We start from the raw sequence: 16,879 nt of genomic DNA, 5'->3' as shown, positions 1-16,879 counted from the left end.
TAGAAAAGATAAAACAACGATTGAGAGACTGTAAATTGGAATTAAACCAAGAGAAGTCGAAAATCGTTTATTGTCGCAATAATCAAAAACGTCAACCCCCCTTCAAAGTAAGGTATCAAAAGTTCGATTTTTTGGGCTACACCTTTAAGCCAAGAATTATCAAAGAGCGAGGGAAAATCAGATTAGGTTTTTCACCCGCCATGAGCCAAAAGAGTAGGAGTAGGATAGCCAAAGAACTAAATAAGATGAATTTTCATCGTTGGGTTCAATTCCCGTTAAGTAAAATTGCGGAACTGTTGAAGCTCAAAATCCGAGGTTGGATAAATTACTATGGCAAATTCCGAATGAGCGAAATGCGCAAACTTTTTCGAGTTCTGCATACACGCTTAACCAAATGGATACGCAATAAATACCGTCGATTTAGGAAGAAACCTTGGTATGTAGGTTATAAATACCTACAAAAATTATCAAAAGACTATCCAAATCTCTTCGAACATTGGCATTACGAAGGCTTCAGACCTTAAAAGACTTGAATTATGAAGAGCCGTATGATGCGAGAGTATCACGTACGGTTCTGTGAGAGGTTTAGGGGTGAAATTCCCCTTTACCTACTCGATTTTCTTTCCATCGTCAAGTTTGTATAAAATTATTCCGATTAATGCTCCGCTCAGAAGTCCACCAATATGTGCTGCATTGTCAATTCCACCTGTCAAGCCCCAAAGTAAATTTATACCAACATAAATACCTATCATAATTAGTATTCCTTTCTTACCACCTTCGGGAAATGCTTTTGTTAAAAGCAGTCCAAGTATTGCACCGTAAAGTCCGAATATTGCACCTGATGCACCAACACTTATTGTGTTAGGATACCACCAAATGCTTGCAAGACTTCCGCAAAGTCCAGATAAAATATATAAGATGAAATACTTTTTCCGTCCGATTAGTGGCTCTACAAAGATTGCCGCAATGACAAGTCCTGAAATGTTTAAAATCAAGTGCATTATACCACCGTGTAAAAACATACTTGTAAATAGTCGCCACCATTCTCCACCAGTTGTTTCAAATCTTCTATTTGCACCCCATTGAAGCAACTCCATCCCATTTGGTGATATTATATGAATACCAGAGAAAACCATTAATAAAAAGACAAGAATATTTAAGTCTAAAATTATTGAAGTTGCAAAATGGTCGCCTTTTGGAACAAGATAGTTTAGCATATCTACAAGGTCATCTTGTTTTGGTTTCTTTCCTGACAAAAATCGCTTGCGTTCGCTATCGCTAAATCCTGGGAATAATAGAGAGAATAGTAAAACACCAAACCCAATTCCAAACGAACCGAAAATCCAAGCCAACTTATTTCCGTTTCTGCTTTCATAAGTTTCTTGAATAGGTTCAAGAACTATAAAACTTTCGTCTGTCTGTTGCTTTGTTCTTGCTTCAATTGCTTTCAAAAAATTTATTCTGTCGTCTGATTTTGGTTTTCGTTCAAAGTGGTCTAAAGAATAAAAGTTATAGTTGTTCATCTTTTGAATACACTCGTCATAAAACTCTTTATACTTTCTGTCCTTTTCCTCGTTGCTGATTTTATTACTGATTTGCTCTTTGTATTTTACACCATACCAATGCTTCGGAATGTCAGTAATGTGTTCTGATGTGTCGGCAATAATTGGTGTTACAAAGAAGATGTCAAAATTTAGATATTGATTATATTTTCCACTTGTCCTAAAGTCAGTGTATGTTCCACCAAAGTATGTAGCAACTGAAAAATTTGTTAGTCTGTAGTAACGGGCTTTCTCAACTTTGTCAATTTCTTTTATGCTTGAAAGGGTTTCAAGTTTTCCTGTTGCAGTTGTTAGGTAAGCTTGTGAAACAAAAAGCATTGCGGTCATAACTCCCCAAGAAATAATTTGAAAGAAAAATCTTGCCTTGTCAGTATCGCCCTTTTTAACTGTTAATACTCGAAAACGCTGTCTAAGCCATAGTGTAATTGGAATCCAAGGAAAGATTAGCGGTAACCATAAAACCCAAATTTCTTCTTTGATGTCAAGCAGAGAAAACTGAATACAAAGCAACCACCTTAAAAATGCAAGTCCGAAAACTGTCCCAAATGTAACAGCTAAAAATGTCGGAAGAATGTGTTTTAGTTTTGAAATATATGTTTCCAATGTCCTGTCGTTGTTGTTTTTTGGGTCGTCCTAAAATGGCATATAACTTGTATATAGGTATGATCTTATCATACTTATACAACCAAATTTGGGTGTATTGGTCTAACAATCATCATACAATATTATTTAAAAATATCAAAAAATCGTTATAAATAATTAGATATTTTTTTTGTATATAGAATGTTTTTGGTTGTTACGCTACATATACATTGCAATAGTAAAAAGCAAAAAAAGCTTTCATTTTTTTGTCGAAATACTTAACTAATTCTAACATAAGCAGTTTATTTAGTTTTTCTAAAGCGAGCGTTCAGTTTGTAATATATTTAAAATTTAAGAAGGTATAATTTTACTGTTTTTTTATTAGTCACAAGCGAGACGCTTGCGCCAGATTTAGTATTACGCTCAACTTAAACAAAACTATTGGTAAATTTAATTTTTATGCCCAACTGAAAATTTTGTATCGTTTTAAAAATCTCAATTAACGTAACTTTTTCTATCTTAGTTAGCGATCCTATTTCAATCAAATTATTTGCTTCTACATGGTTTTTTATAATTAGTTGCGCTTGCCATTTTAATCTTAAAGCCATTAAATAATAGTAAGATTGCATCAGTTCGGTAAATTGCTGTTCGGTAAAAATACCCAAATCTCTAAGCGCTTTTAAGCGCTCGCCAGTATTTTCTTTCTGAAAAATTCTATTCTGCAAAGCATAAACACGAACCAAATCTACAATAGGCGTCATAGCTTTTTTTATGTCGAAAACCTCTTTACTATTTACGGTTTGGGTTTTAATATTTTTGAAATAGGTTAATGGCATTTCATACTGAAGTGCATTTTTTGCTAAATAAGTATAAAATTTTTCTGCTGGTTTTTTAAGTTCATCATCTACAAAGCCTCTCAAGTTATCCATAATACTCAAATCGCCGTAAATAGCTCTACAATCGAAAAAGGCTGCAAATTTTATGGCTGCTTCGGGCAACGATTCCTCGATCCATTTTTTGTAATTATATTTCCAATGTGCTAAAGAGTGTGTCCAATTTGGGTTAGAAGCCATATAATCGCCCAAACAATAAACAAAACCCACCGTATTTAATTTATCAGAAACTTGCGCCGCAAAATCTAAGAAGTAAGTTCTAACCAAGGCCCTGTTCTCGGCTGGCGTATCTTCGTAAATAATGGCGTTATCTTGATCGGTTTTTAAACTCAACTCTTTCCTACCTTCGCTACCCAACACCATAAAAACAAATTTTGCAGGTGGCGGACCCATCTTTTCAATTACTTCTTCTATAATTTTGTTAGAAATAGTATCTGCAATTGCGGTAACAATTTCATTTACAATTTCGGCATTAATGCCTCGATCGAGTAACTGGGCGACAATATTAGGAACTTTTTGCCACTTAGATTTCAAATCGGCAGTGTTCACAGCAGATTTTACCGATTGTATAAACACCAAAGGCGACTGCGCTTGCTCACTCAGCAATCTATTTCTACTTAAAAAACCGACATATTCACCTGCTTCATCTTGTATGAGTAAATACCTCGATTTACGGCTAAACATCATTAGAATGGCTTCGTACGCGTACGCATTGGTAGAAATAAATACAATATCTTCATCCATTACCTTTTTTATTGGTAATTGATTATTAAACTGTTGGGCGATAACTTTATCTCTTAAAGTAATATCAGTTACAAAACCAGTAAATTTATCTTTATCATTTTTAATAAAAATACAACTGGTTTTATGGTTCGCCATTTTAATTGCCACTTCATAAATGGGCGTATCTTCACTAGTAGAAACAACCGCTTTGTAGGCAATATCTTTAATTTTAGAAGAGTAAATTTGATCGAAGTTTAGGTAATTATCTTCGTTTGATGTTGTTTTACTATAAAGATGTGCGTAATCTTCATCGAGCATTTTTTTTCCAAAATCGGCGGTGTAGAAATTAAAAAAGTCTTCAAAATCTTCGCAAAGCTTTTTGAAATCTCGTCTATGCAGAAAGTAAGTTTTTGTTCCCTTTTTAGCAACAACGGTTTCCAAAGGTTTGCGTTTATTAAAAAGAATTTGAATGCCTCCGTAAGCAGTGCCAGGTTCGTATTGGCTAATATTTTCTTCTTGTGATAAGCCGCTTAAAAAAGCTGTTTCCAAACAACCCTCTGCAACAATTTCTATTCCTTTGAGTTTTTGTCCGCCCAATTCATAAATTACGGTATCTCGCTTGTAAACTACACTTTCTAATAGTCGTGCTAAGTGTGCTAATGTTTCTACAGGTAAATATTTAAAGGGGATATTTGACGAAAGTAATTTTAGTTTATCTTCCATAATAATGAAAATAATGATTTAAAAGTTGAGGGGAAGTGCTTAAAATTAGGCGCTTTAACTTGAGGTGTTGTAAAATCAGGCCGAAATTCATTTTTTGCTAAATATTCATCAACCATCGAGTGATTAAGCGTAATCAAATGAAAGAATATTTTCGCGGTATTTATGGTATCATCCAAAGCATTGTGAAAACCTTTAGGCTCCTCATTAAATAATGATTCGTAAAACTGGTTTAACTTTAATTGATTAATGCTTGGATTTTTAACGTACGGGGTGCTGGCCTTCATGGTGCAAAAAAATGATGAATTTTGCAAAACATCTTTTCTTCCGATTCTAAAAAATTCTGCGTTTAGGATATGAAAATCGAACTCAATAAAATGGCCGATAATAAGGGGTTGGAATTTAGAAAGATCTGCTATAAATTTTAAAAGCACATCTTGTTTATCTTCACCGTTAACTTGAAGAAATTCGTGTGTTATTTTATGAATTTCGATTGATGTTTTCGAAATAGAAAAATTGTCATCCTTTAAATAATGATTTTCCCTTTTAACCTCTGTAAAGTTTTCATCATAAACAATCCATGCAATTTGAACAATATGAGGCCAATTTTTATCGTCTGAATAAGGAAGCCTCCAATTTTTAGGGATGCCAGAAGTTTCTGTATCTATAACGAGGAAAAATTTTGGCAAGTTGAGTTTTTTTGGTTAAATCAATTTTAAGTTTTAGAAAATATCTAATATCCAAATGTAGTTATTTTTGATAGCGCATTAAATTGTATTTGAAAGATTTTTTTTGCTTGCATAAACCAAAGTTTTAAAGATATTTGTTTGGAAAATTATAATTGCTCTATATGCGCCTTAAATTTATTTGTACATCCCTTGCCGTTTTATTGTTTCATGTAGCCTTTTCTCAGCAGAAATTGCTAGATAACTTGTATTTTAAAAAGTTGCCCAATGGCTTAGAAGTGCTTGTAGTGGTTGATAATACTGTGCCAATGGTTACCGTAGAAATGGCTTGTAGAAACGGTTCTTTTACCGAGAATGACGAGTATAATGGATTGAGCCACTTGTATGAGCATTTATTTTTTAAGGCCAATAAAGATTATCCTGATTTTGAAAGTTTTAATACGAGGATGAATGAATTGGATATTAACGCAAACGCCACCACCAGAGAGGAAGTTGTAAATTACTTTTTTACAATGCCTGCAGCTAATTTAAAACCTGGCTTAAGTTTAATGAATTCGGCCATAAGGTTTCCAATATTTAAAGCATCGGATATGGCTTTAGAAAACGAAGTTGTAAACGCAGAATTTACAAGGCACGAATCAGGTGCAGTTTTTGCGCTAATAGAAGCCAATGCCCACCACATGTGGGGTTCAAATTACTCCAGAAAAAATGTGATCGGGAACCATGAAGTTATTTTATCGGCAACGCCAGAAAAGATGGACATCATTAAAAATAAATATTACTGGCCAAATAATTCGGTAATTGTGGTAGCAGGTGATGTTAAACCGGATGAGGCTTTTAATTATGTAGAAAAAACCTTTAGCAGTTGGAAACCTTCAGGTTTTGATCCTTTTGAAAAATGGCCGATACCAGAATTTAAACCTTTAGTTAAAAACGATTATTATTTTGTAGAATCTAATAAAAGTCCGGTGCCGTTTATGCTTTTTAGCTGGCACGGACCTGATACCAGAAACGATGTAAAAGCCACTTATGTTGCCGATGTTTTTTCGTTCATTGTAAATCAAAATGGCTCTAAACTAAGCCAAGCATTGGTTAATAGTGGCTTGGCGCAAAAAGTAAGTTTAAATTATTATACCCAAAAATATACCGGGCCAATCAGTTTAATGGTAAACCCTAATCCGAGTAAAATTAAAGCGTGCTACGAAGAGGTAATGAAGCAGATTTCGCTTTTTGCAACAAAAGATTACGTATCGGATTTGCAGATTGAGCGCGCAAAAAGACTTTTATCTGTTAGTCAGGTAGAGAGCAGAGAAGAAACTGCAGATTATGCGCATTTATTGTCTTTTTGGTGGGCATCTGCCTCAGTAGATTATTACATCCATTACGAAGAAAATTTAAACAAAGTTACCCGCCAAGATTTGTTAGATTACGTTAAAAAATACATTCAAAATAAACCCTATACTGCTGGTTTAATGATGGATAAAAGCGGATTTAACACGGTAAAACCGCAAACTTTTTTCAAATCACTTAATTAAATGCGCTACATGAAACGTTATTTATTGCTCATCAATTTTATATTATTATTTGCAACTGCGCAAGCACAAATTAAAGCCATATCTTTTAATGTAAACGGACTTAAAGTTATTTTGAAACCCACGCAAAAAGAAACAGTGAGTATGTGCATGTTTTTTAGGGGCGGGGTGATGAACTACGAGCCAGAACAGGCAGGGATAGAGCATTTAGCTTTAACGGCAGCCGGTGTTTGTGGTACAAAAAACTATACCGTTACCGATTATCAAGAGCTTGCTGATGAATATGGGATTAGAATAAATGGAGGCGCTACAACCGACTTTGGTTTGCTGAGTATGAACTGCATATCGAAATACTTAGATCAGGGTTGGAAATTATTTTCGGATGCTGTTGCTAATCCTATTTTTGATGAAAATGAATTTGCCACAACTAAAGAGAAATTGTTAACGGGTATTTCACACAGTAAATCAGATCCCGAAACAAGGTTGGATCAACTTACCATGGAAACGCTTTTTAAGGGCACGCAGTACGGAGTTAACCCACTTGGCGATATAATTACAGTAAGTGGTTTCACTGCCGATAGTGTAAAAAAGTATTACCACAACCAATTATTAAACAAAAATAGAATGTTTTTGGTGGTTGCGGGGAAAATTACAAAAGAAGAATTAGAAAAAAAGATAGTAGAATCTTTTAAGAATTTGCCCAAGAAGCCTTACACCGCGCCGGTTTATGAGCAAAATGAAATTGTAGGACAAACTGTTTTTTCAGAGCCTCGAAATATTGCAACCAATTATATCAGTGTTGTTTTTAATGCACCAGTAATGAGCAGTGCTGATTATCACTCTTTTGTGTTATTGGTTAATGTGTTGAGCGGAAGTTTGAGTTATGAATTGAGAACAAAGCAGGGTTTATCTTATGATCCCGGTGCAAAAGTAATCGACATACAAAAACCTTACACATCATTATTTGTAAGTTCTACACAGCCTGGAAAAGCATTAAAAGCAATGTTTGGTGTGTTTGATGATGTTGGTAAAGCACATTACAACCAAAAATATTTAGATGCGCTTAAAAAAGATCATCGAGATAAATCCTATCGCAACCAGGAAAGTGCAAATGCTATTGTAGCAAATTTAGGTAAAGCCGAAATTTTAGGCGATTACAAAATGGAAGAGAATATGGTAGAAAATTTTAATAAAGTTACTTTAAAGGATATGAATGATGTTTATACAAAGTACTTTAAAGGTTCTGATTTATTTTATATAGGTGATGAAGATTTGTTAAACAGCATTTTTAAAAAATAAATCCTAAAACATTTAGTCAGTTTTAATGTTTGACTAAAATTGTATAATTTTATTACGTCTATCCATATAATTTTTTAAATTTGAACATGAGAAAAACTAGAATCCATATATTAGAAGATGATCAGGAGATTAGGAATGTTATCGAAATACTTTTAAAAGAAGAAGGTTTTGAATTACAACTTTCATCGTCCTTCTCAGAACTTAAAAAAAATATCCAGAATGCAATGCCCGATCTTTTTTTATTAGATGTAATGTTACCTGATGGTAACGGTGCTGAAATTTGTAAAGATTTAAAAACTGATTTATTTACCAAGCACATTCCAATTATTGTAATGTCGGCACAAAATAATAGCGAACAAAAAGCAATTGATGCTTTTGCTGATGATTATATTAGCAAGCCGTTTGATATTGATGATGTTTTGGAAAGAATTAAGAAACAGATTAATAGGAGTGAAGAGACTAAATCGGCTCAAGCTTAGGTTTTACTAAACGTTAACCAAAAAAGGAGGCAATTGCCTCCTTTTTTGGTTTAACAAATCAATTCTCTTATCCGAATAAATCGCTGCTTAAATATCTGTCGCCACGATCGCAAGCGATAAAAACAATTACACCTTCTTTTAATTCTTCTGCCAGCTTTATTGCAGCTGCACAAGCCCCGCCCGAACTCATTCCGGCAAAAATGCCTTCTTGTTTAGCTAATCTTCTTGCCATTTGCGTTGCTTCGTTTTGCGTAACATCCATCACCCGATCAACACGCTCTGGTTCATAAATTTTAGGTAGGTATTCAATTGGCCAACGGCGAATGCCCGGAATAGAAGCGCCTTCGGTCGGCTGACAGCCTACAATTTGAATGGATTTATTTTTCTCTTTTAAATACCTTGAGCAACCCATTATTGTGCCTGTTGTACCCATAGAACTTACAAAATGGGTAATCTTATTTTGCGTATCATTCCACAATTCGGGTCCAGTTGTTTTATAATGCGCCATGTAGTTATCGCTATTGGCAAATTGGTTTAGTAGGTAATATCCTTCAGTAGCACCTTTTTCTTCCGCATAATCTCTACAAATTTCAATACTATCTAAAAGGGTAACCTTTGCGCCAAACGCTTGCATGGTTAAAGTACGTTCGCGTGTGGAGCTCGATGGCATTACCAGTTCAATATCTAAGTTATACAAACTCGCAATCATGGCTAAAGCAATGCCAGTATTGCCACTGGTTGCTTCCACAAGCTTCGTTCCAGACTTAATTTCGCCACGTTCCATTGCGCTTCTAATCATATTTAAAGCTGCGCGGTCTTTAACACTCCCACCGGGATTATTTCCTTCTAGCTTAGCGAAAATTTTAACATTTGGATTGGGGTTAAGTTTTGTCAACTCCACCATTGGTGTATTTCCTATTAAATCTATTATTCCGGCCATACTTTATTTTGAGCTTCTTATTTCGTTAATAATTTTAATTACTGGTGAGTGGTAAACGGTAGAGAAAGGCGCAATGCTTTCTGTTAACCAAACATTCCCTCCAATTACGCTGTGGTTGCCAATTACAGTTTCGCCACCTAAAATGGTTGCACCCGAATAAATAACCACATGGTCTTCTACCGTTGGGTGACGTTTACTGCCTGCTAAACTTTTGCGCACACTTAAAGCGCCTAAAGTAACGCCTTGGAATATTTTTACGTGCTTACCTAATGTACTTGTTTCGCCAATTACAATGCCCGTACCATGATCGATGTTAAAATATTCGCCTATTATTGCCGATGGATGAATATCGATGCCTGTTTTAGAGTGCGCATACTCTGTTAAAATGCGGGGGATAAGCGCAATATCGAACGAGGAAAGTAAATGGGCAATTCTATAAAAACAGATGGCATAAAAACCCGGATAAGTTCTTACTACTTCAAATTCACTATTTGCGGCAGGATCGCCATCGTAAATGGCTTGTATATCGGTATTTAAAACGCGGTAAAGTTCTGGTAAACCATCAAAAAATAAGTTGGCAACTACCTTAAATTTTTCATTTTCTTCTTCACAAGAGCTCAATATTTTAACCAAATCTTCTTGTAAGGATAAAGCTTGTTTCTTAATGCTTTCTAAATCTTTAAAAGTTTTGGTGCAGTTTTCGGGAAACATTAAATGTATAATCCCCTCCGCCCATTTTGCAATTATTTTGTTTGAAGGAATACTTTGGTTGTATGCGGGTTTTTCTAATAGAAGTTTGTAGAAATCTTCGTTCATTGTTTGATGTACCTTAATTTAAAATTTATAAAACCTGGTACGCAAAGTTAAAATTTTTGAGATAATTTGATGGGGTAAACTACCGCAGGATTATAGTTTTACAAAAGATAGATTTATGGGCTTTTGAGTTTAAAAAATTTATCGTTATTAATCATTTCGCAAAACAGAAAAAGTGCTTAGTGATTATCCTACCTGGGGATTGGAAGCAATTTCTGCAATTTTTTTGATCACATTCTACAAGATGGCTACAATTGTTTAGTTAAAATTGCAAATTACTAGCTGATTATTTTTACATATTTAAGTATTGTGTCATTTTATATTGTGTAAAATTTAATTTAGCAAAATTTAGTTATGTTTGTATCAGTAAATAACAAATCATGGAAGATTTATTAAAATTGGAGAATCAAATTTGTTTTCCTGCGTACGCTTTCTCCAGACAGATTACTAATTTATACAGGCCTTTGCTGGATAAGTTATCCATCACCTATCCGCAATATTTGGTAATGTTGGTTTTGTGGGAAGAAAAGGAGAAGACCGTCAACCAGTTGGGAGAAAGGCTCCGTTTGGATAGTGGAACATTAACGCCTTTACTTAAAAGATTGGCCCAAAAAGGCTTTGTGAACAGAATCAGAAGTAAAGAAGATGAGCGAATAGTTCTTATTTCCTTAACTGAAGAGGGAAGCAATTTGCGAGAACAAGCAAAAGACATTCCTACACAGATTGTGTCATGTTTGGGTGTTTCCATCGAAGAGCTTATTCACCTCAAGACTATATTGAATAAAATTTTAATCAATTGATCAGTGTTTTGTAGAAACTTTATAAATTAAATAGTAAAAATTAAATCTTAAAAAATGAAAGCATTGTACACAGCAGAAGCAACTGCTAAAGGAGGTCGTAACGGCCACGTAAAAACTGACAACGGTATTTTAGAAGTAGAAGTTAGAATGCCAAAAGCATTGGGCGGTGCAAATGATGATTACACCAATCCCGAACAATTATTCGCAGCCGGATATTCGGCCTGTTTTGACAGTGCTTTAAATTTGGTGATCAAGCAAGAAAAACTTGAAACTGGCGAAACTAGTGTGAAGGCAAAAGTAAGTATTGGAAAAAATGATACGGGTGGTTTTGGTTTAGCGGTAGAGCTAGACGTAAATGTTCCAAGCGTAAGCCAAGAAAAGGCTCAGGAATTGGTAGAAAAAGCGCACCATATTTGCCCTTATTCTAATGCAACTCGTGGTAACATAACAGTAGATTTAAAAGTTACAAACCTTTAAATTTAATAAGAGGCTGTCTCATTAGTTGAGGTAGCCTCTTTTTTTATGATTTTGAGTTTTTACATGATCCTCCTCACAAACGCTCCATATTTTAACTAAATCTTCTCGTAACAACAACGCTCAACTCTTTCTTAATCTTTAAATTTTTTGTGCATTTTCCTGGAAAGATTAAATGTATAATGCCCTTACGCCCATTTTGCAATTATTTTGTTTGAAGGAAGGCTTAGTTTTATGCCGGTTTTTCTACTAAGAGTTTATAGAAATCTCCATTTATTTTGTGATGTACCTTAATTTAAAATTGGTAAAACCTGACAAGCAAATTTAGAATTTTTACACAAAGTTGGGCCGTAAACCGTTGTATAATTGGTTTTTTACAAAGACAGAAATTTTAGGATTAAAGATTCTTTTTCATCCTGAATTTTTGTCGAAATTCCTTGTTTTTAATTAATCTTGCTTAATTTGGGAAACTAAAATTTATGTTAGAATAACGCTTTTATATGCCTTTATTTCAAAAATCAGTAGTTACAAAACAATTATTAAGTCAAGATCAATCGAAATTGGCTTTGAAATGGAATATTTTTAAAAATCACTTTCAAAATTCCGCCATTCAAGATAACATTCGTAACAGCAAAGAAGAACAATACCAAGGCGAGTTTTTGATTGATTTATTTGTAAATGTACTGGATTACGTTAAAAATCCGACACCAAACTTTTCGTTAACAACAGAGTATAAGAATGTAAAAGACAGTAAAAAAGCAGATGGTGCGGTACTAATAAATGATAAAGTTAAAGCTGTTATTGAGTTAAAAGGTACTAATACCACCGATTTAGGTAAAATCGAAGTTCAAGCTTTTGGCTATAAAAACAATCAACCAGACTGTGTTTATGTGATAACTTCAAACTTTGAAAAATTGAGGTTTTACATTGATAACGCAACAGAATTTTTGGAATTTAACCTATTTCAATTAACCGAAAAAGAATTTGAATTACTTTACTTATGCCTAGCTCACGATAATATTGCAAACGATGTTCCGAAGAAATTAAAAGAGCAATCGTTAAGTAAAGAAAAAGATATTACAAAAGCGTTATACAGCGATTATTCACAGTTTAAAAGAGAATTACACCAAGATTTAGTCAAACAAAATCCTGTTTTTGATGCGTTAGAATTATTTAAAAAATCGCAAAAGTTATTAGATCGCTTTCTGTTTCTGTTCTTTGCAGAAGACCGCCAATTGTTACCGCCAAACTCGGTTCGCCTAATTTTGAAACAATGGGAAAAATTGAAAGAATTAGATGAATATGTGCCATTGTATATGCGTTTTAAAAAATATTTTGGATATCTAAACACCGGTTTCAAAGGGAAACAACATGATGTATTTGCATATAACGGCGGTTTGTTTAAGCCTGATGAAGTTTTAGATTGCATTAAAATTGATGATGAACTTTTGTATAAACACACTTTGAGGCTTTCGGAATATGATTTTGCGAGTGAAGTTGATGTAAATATTCTCGGCCATATTTTCGAAAATTCGTTAAATGAATTGGATGAAATAAAAGCACAATTAGAAGGTACAGTTATTGAGAAATCGACCACTAAACGTAAAAAGGACGGGGTTTTTTATACACCTAAATACATTACCAAATACATTGTTGATAATACCATTGGCAAACGCTGCACAGATAAAAAATTGGAGTTTAAAATAGTTGAAGAAGATTATTTTACTGATAAAAAAAGAACCAAGGCTATTAAACAATCGTTGCTAGAAAAACTGAACGGTTACCGCAATTGGCTCTTACAAATTACCATCTGCGATCCAGCCTGTGGAAGTGGTGCTTTTTTAAACCAAGCCTTAGATTTTCTAATTGCCGAACATAAATATTTAGATGAATTGCAAGCTAAACTTTTTGGCGATGCCTTGGTATTGAGCGATATTGAAAAAAGTATTTTGGAGAACAATCTTTTTGGTGTCGATTTAAATGAGGAAAGTGTAGAAATTGCTAAACTATCTTTATGGTTACGTACCGCACAACCTAACCGAAAATTAAACGATTTAAACAACAATATTAAATGTGGTAATTCATTAATTGATGATGTTGCAATTGCTGGTGAAAAAGCTTTTAATTGGCAAAAATCGTTTCCTAAAATATTTATAGAGAAAGATAAAAAAGCTTGGCATATCACCACTGCTATCCACGATAGTCGTACATCGCAACGGATGATCGATTATAAGGTGAGAGAGAAACGGGCAATGGGCACCATGCTAAAGCCGAATATTATTCCACTAACCGCCGAAGAAGAAACTATTATCGTAAAAATTGTTTCTGAAATAGTTATTGAGGATAAACTTGCCGTTATGGCGTTTAATGTATGTAGGGATCACATACATTTGGTTTTAGTTTGCGAAGAGGAGGTGCTGACTAAAGTTGTACAAAAAATAAAATCTAAAACTGCTAGAGCCGTAAATATAGATAGGGGTTCTACTGTTATAGTAACAATGGAGCATGCTCCATTGTCGGAGGATGTTCGCTTGTCGGAGCATGCTCCATTGGCTGATGCTAGGGGCGAAAAACAAAATAGTTTATGGACACAAAAATTTGGATGCAAAGAAATTACCGATGATAAACAATTGTGGAATACGGTAGAATATGTAAGAAATAATCGTAGTAAGCATAATTTACCGGCGCTTGATATATTGCAACAACCGAATATTAAAAAGTGCTTTTACCAGGATTATGAGGATGTTTTTAAAACCGAATATAAAGGTGGTTTTGATGTTGTTATAGGGAATCCGCCTTATGTTTTTGCAAGAGACAACTTCAAACAACATGAAAAAGATTTTTTCGTAAGAGAATTTGTTTCCGCAAAATATCAAATAAATACCTATCTTTTATTTATAGAGAAAAGTGTTCATATTTTAAAAGTACAGGGGATTTACGGTTTGATTATCCCAAATTCTTGGTTAATGATGTATTCTGGAGAAGGATTGAGGAAATTTTTGTTAGAAAACAACAAATTAAACCAAATAATAAATTTGGCAGGATATTCGTTCGAAAGTGCGAATGTAGAAACAGTTATTTTATTGGCTGAAAAAGAAAAAATAATTGAAAATTCTGTTGAAATTTTTTTAAATAATGGAGATGAATTTTACTTTTCACATTCTAAACAACAAAAGGAATTTAGCAACAATGAAGGTTTTGAGTTTAAAGTATTTTTAGATAATGATAATGATGAATTGAACTTAAAGATAACTAATAACTCGAAGGAACTAGACAATTTAGTAGAAATTAAAGCGGGTTTGCAAGCGTACGAAACTGATAAAGGAGAACCGAAACAAACCGCTGAAGATGTAAAGAACAGACCTTATGATTATAATTATCAATTTGATGAACACACATTCAAATATTTAGATGGTAAAGATGTTGCAAGATATTATACTAACTGGTCAGGGTCGTATTTACGATATGGGAAACATTTAGCAGCACCAAGAACATTCAACCTTTTTAGCGGAAAAAAAATTATAGTGAGAGAAATTACTGGAAATTTTCCAAAATGTTTGATTGCTACATATTCCGAGGAGATTTATTTATATAACAGAAGCAATATTGCTATAGTTGAAAAGTTAAATTCTAAGATTTCATTGAGATATATTACTGTAATTTTAAATAGTAAATTGCTTTCATACTATTTTTTAAAAAACACTGCAAAATCAGTTAGAAAATTATTTCCAAAAATTATCTTGAATGATTTAAGAAAGTTTCCAATCAAGGATATTTCTTTAGAAACACAACAACCATTCATAGACAAAGCAGACGCAATGCTTTCGCTCAACAAAGATCTACAAGACCAATCACAAAAATTCCAAAGAACGCTACAACGAAAATTTGAGTTATCAATTTTGCCTAAAAAGCTTCAAGATTGGTATTTGTTAACGTATTCAGAATTTATAAAAGAGTTAACCAAACAAAAAATAAAACTTTCACTTTCGCAAGAAGCGGAGTGGGAAGACTATTTTACCACCGAAGCAAAAAAAGTTCTACAGTTAAAAAACGAAATCGATACTACCGATAAAGAAATTGATGCTATGGTTTATAAACTTTACGATTTAACCGCAGAGGAAATAGCGATTGTTGAGAATAGTTGAGGTTTTAGACAATTTTTCACGGTAAACAAAAAATGCCTTCTGACTAAAAAGTCAGAGGGCATTTTGATTGGCGGAGAGTGGGGGATTCGAACCCGCGGACCCTTTAACAAGTCAACAGTTTTCAAGACTGCCGCAATCGACCACTCTGCCAACTCTCCGCGACAAAAGTACGAACTTCGCTTAATTTTGCAAACCCTAAAAGCATTTTTTTTTAGTTATTTAGATAACCACTTAACAATGAGTAAGAAAAATTTACTTTTTCTGTAAATTGCCGTCGATAGGTGCGGTTTTTTTAAATAAATTGAAGGCTGGCTTAACGATTTTCACACTTCGTTTGCTCACATCAACGCTCGCGTTCAGCTCAAACCCTATCAGTAAGATTAAAGAATTTAGATAAAGCCAAATCATTACTACAATTAAAGTACCTATTGAGCCATAAACCTTGTTGTAAGATCCAAAATTGTTTATGTAGAAGGAAAATCCCCAGATGGTTAAAAAAGCCAAAATAGTAGCCAACCAAGAGCCCGCGCTAAAAAGTTTCCATTTTTTAGTGTGAGATGGCCCGTAACGATATAAAATGGAAATAGTTATAAAGTATAAAAATGCCAATAAAGCCCATCGCGTTAGCTGAATGGCATAAACTGCCAAACTTCCTTTAATGTGTAAATAATTAAGCAATATTTCGCCCATGGCCATTGCACTTATGCAAGTAATAATGGATAAACAGATCACCATAGTTAAAACCAGTGCAATTAAACGCTGTTTAAGCCAACTTCTGGTTTCTACAATTAGCGATGATTTATTGAAAGCTTTCATTAAATTTTTAACGCCGTTTGTAGCAAAGAAAAGTGCTGAGATAAACCCGAAAGATAGTAAGCCTGTATTTTGGTTTTTAATAATGTCTTTTAACGTCGCTTCAAAAGCATCAAAAGCATTATCTGGTAAAATAAGAACAATTAAGTTTAGCAATTGATCTTGGAAACCCTTAACCGGTATAAACGGAATTAGGGTAAATAAAAAGATCAATCCGGGGAAAATAGCGAGCAAAAAACTATAAGCTAATGATGATGCTTTGTTAACTAAAGTATCTTTTTGTATCTCTTTTAAAAAAAAAGCAGATATGGTGTACAATGGCAACGGACTGAAACCTGGCAGAATACAGCTTTTTGTCCACTCGATAAACATCGAATAAAATTTTAATTTTAACAATTGCCGATGAAACCACTCCATC

Annotated in this window: 13 protein-coding genes and 1 tRNA gene; 7 read left to right on the top strand and 7 right to left on the bottom strand. The window is 33.8% G+C overall.

Annotated features, from left to right (window positions below; all coding sequences use genetic code 11):
- Positions 1-524 (top strand): group II intron maturase-specific domain-containing protein (locus EZJ43_RS17365; RefSeq protein WP_317126400.1); only part of this gene is annotated, 524 nt, incomplete at its 5' end.
- Positions 525-608: 84 nt separating this feature from the next.
- On the opposite strand, the gene EZJ43_RS12385 is transcribed toward EZJ43_RS17365, so the two are convergent.
- The 3 genes from EZJ43_RS12385 to EZJ43_RS12375 form a co-directional block, all read right to left on the bottom strand.
- A complete protein-coding gene (locus EZJ43_RS12385; RefSeq protein ID WP_133263031.1) occupies positions 609-2,165 on the bottom strand; it encodes a rhomboid family intramembrane serine protease in 1,557 nt (518 codons plus the stop codon).
- 407 nt (positions 2,166-2,572) lie between these two features.
- Positions 2,573-4,483 (bottom strand): DUF294 nucleotidyltransferase-like domain-containing protein, encoded by a 1,911-nt coding sequence (locus tag EZJ43_RS12380; protein ID WP_133263030.1) that lies wholly within the window; start codon positions 4,481-4,483, stop codon positions 2,573-2,575.
- The gene (locus EZJ43_RS12375; RefSeq protein ID WP_133263029.1) at positions 4,468-5,169 is read right to left on the bottom strand and encodes a 3'-5' exonuclease; all 702 of its coding nucleotides are present in this window, start codon (positions 5,167-5,169) and stop codon (positions 4,468-4,470) included. The genes EZJ43_RS12380 and EZJ43_RS12375 overlap by 16 nt, the downstream gene beginning before the upstream one ends.
- Before the next feature lie 161 nt (positions 5,170-5,330).
- On the opposite strand from EZJ43_RS12375, the gene EZJ43_RS12370 reads away from it, so the two are divergent.
- The 3 genes from EZJ43_RS12370 (at position 5,331) to EZJ43_RS12360 (ending at position 8,476) form a co-directional block, all read left to right on the top strand.
- A complete protein-coding gene (locus EZJ43_RS12370; RefSeq protein WP_133263028.1) occupies positions 5,331-6,701 on the top strand; it encodes a M16 family metallopeptidase in 1,371 nt (456 codons plus the stop codon).
- A gap of 9 nt (positions 6,702-6,710) precedes the next feature.
- On the top strand, positions 6,711-7,997 hold the full coding sequence (locus EZJ43_RS12365; RefSeq protein WP_165953159.1) for a M16 family metallopeptidase: 1,287 nt from the start codon (positions 6,711-6,713) through the stop codon (positions 7,995-7,997).
- A gap of 86 nt (positions 7,998-8,083) precedes the next feature.
- A complete protein-coding gene (locus tag EZJ43_RS12360; protein WP_133263026.1) occupies positions 8,084-8,476 on the top strand; it encodes a response regulator transcription factor in 393 nt (130 codons plus the stop codon).
- Positions 8,477-8,543: 67 nt separating this feature from the next.
- Here EZJ43_RS12360 and cysM read toward each other — a convergent pair whose 3' ends face one another.
- A complete protein-coding gene (cysM, locus tag EZJ43_RS12355; RefSeq protein WP_133263025.1) occupies positions 8,544-9,416 on the bottom strand; it encodes a cysteine synthase CysM in 873 nt (290 codons plus the stop codon).
- A 3-nt stretch (positions 9,417-9,419) separates the two neighbouring features.
- Positions 9,420-10,232 carry a serine O-acetyltransferase gene (locus EZJ43_RS12350; protein ID WP_133263024.1) on the bottom strand — a complete coding sequence of 271 codons (813 nt, stop codon included), beginning with the start codon at positions 10,230-10,232 and terminating at the stop codon, positions 9,420-9,422.
- A gap of 377 nt (positions 10,233-10,609) precedes the next feature.
- Here EZJ43_RS12350 and EZJ43_RS12345 point away from each other — a divergent pair, with 377 nt between their 5' ends.
- The 3 genes from EZJ43_RS12345 (at position 10,610) to EZJ43_RS12335 (ending at position 15,648) form a co-directional block, all read left to right on the top strand.
- On the top strand, positions 10,610-11,029 hold the full coding sequence (locus EZJ43_RS12345) for a MarR family winged helix-turn-helix transcriptional regulator (protein WP_133263023.1): 420 nt from the start codon (positions 10,610-10,612) through the stop codon (positions 11,027-11,029).
- Between the two features lie 54 nt (positions 11,030-11,083).
- Positions 11,084-11,506: an organic hydroperoxide resistance protein gene (locus EZJ43_RS12340; protein ID WP_133263022.1), complete on the top strand. Its 423-nt coding sequence runs from the start codon at positions 11,084-11,086 to the stop codon at positions 11,504-11,506.
- A 497-nt stretch (positions 11,507-12,003) separates the two neighbouring features.
- The gene (locus EZJ43_RS12335; protein WP_133263021.1) at positions 12,004-15,648 is read left to right on the top strand and encodes an Eco57I restriction-modification methylase domain-containing protein; all 3,645 of its coding nucleotides are present in this window, start codon (positions 12,004-12,006) and stop codon (positions 15,646-15,648) included.
- 68 nt (positions 15,649-15,716) lie between these two features.
- On the opposite strand, the gene EZJ43_RS12330 is transcribed toward EZJ43_RS12335, so the two are convergent.
- Positions 15,717-15,806: transfer RNA gene (locus tag EZJ43_RS12330), tRNA-Ser, on the bottom strand.
- Between the two features lie 94 nt (positions 15,807-15,900).
- The gene (locus EZJ43_RS12325; protein ID WP_133263020.1) at positions 15,901-16,878 is read right to left on the bottom strand and encodes a YihY/virulence factor BrkB family protein; all 978 of its coding nucleotides are present in this window, start codon (positions 16,876-16,878) and stop codon (positions 15,901-15,903) included.
- Position 16,879: the final 1 nt, after the last annotated feature.

The sequence above is a fragment of the Pedobacter changchengzhani genome, from assembly GCF_004354365.1.
Classification (GTDB): domain Bacteria; phylum Bacteroidota; class Bacteroidia; order Sphingobacteriales; family Sphingobacteriaceae; genus Pedobacter; species Pedobacter changchengzhani.
The sequence above is the reverse complement of the archived record's forward strand: the minus strand, read 5'-3'. Positions and strand labels throughout refer to the sequence as shown.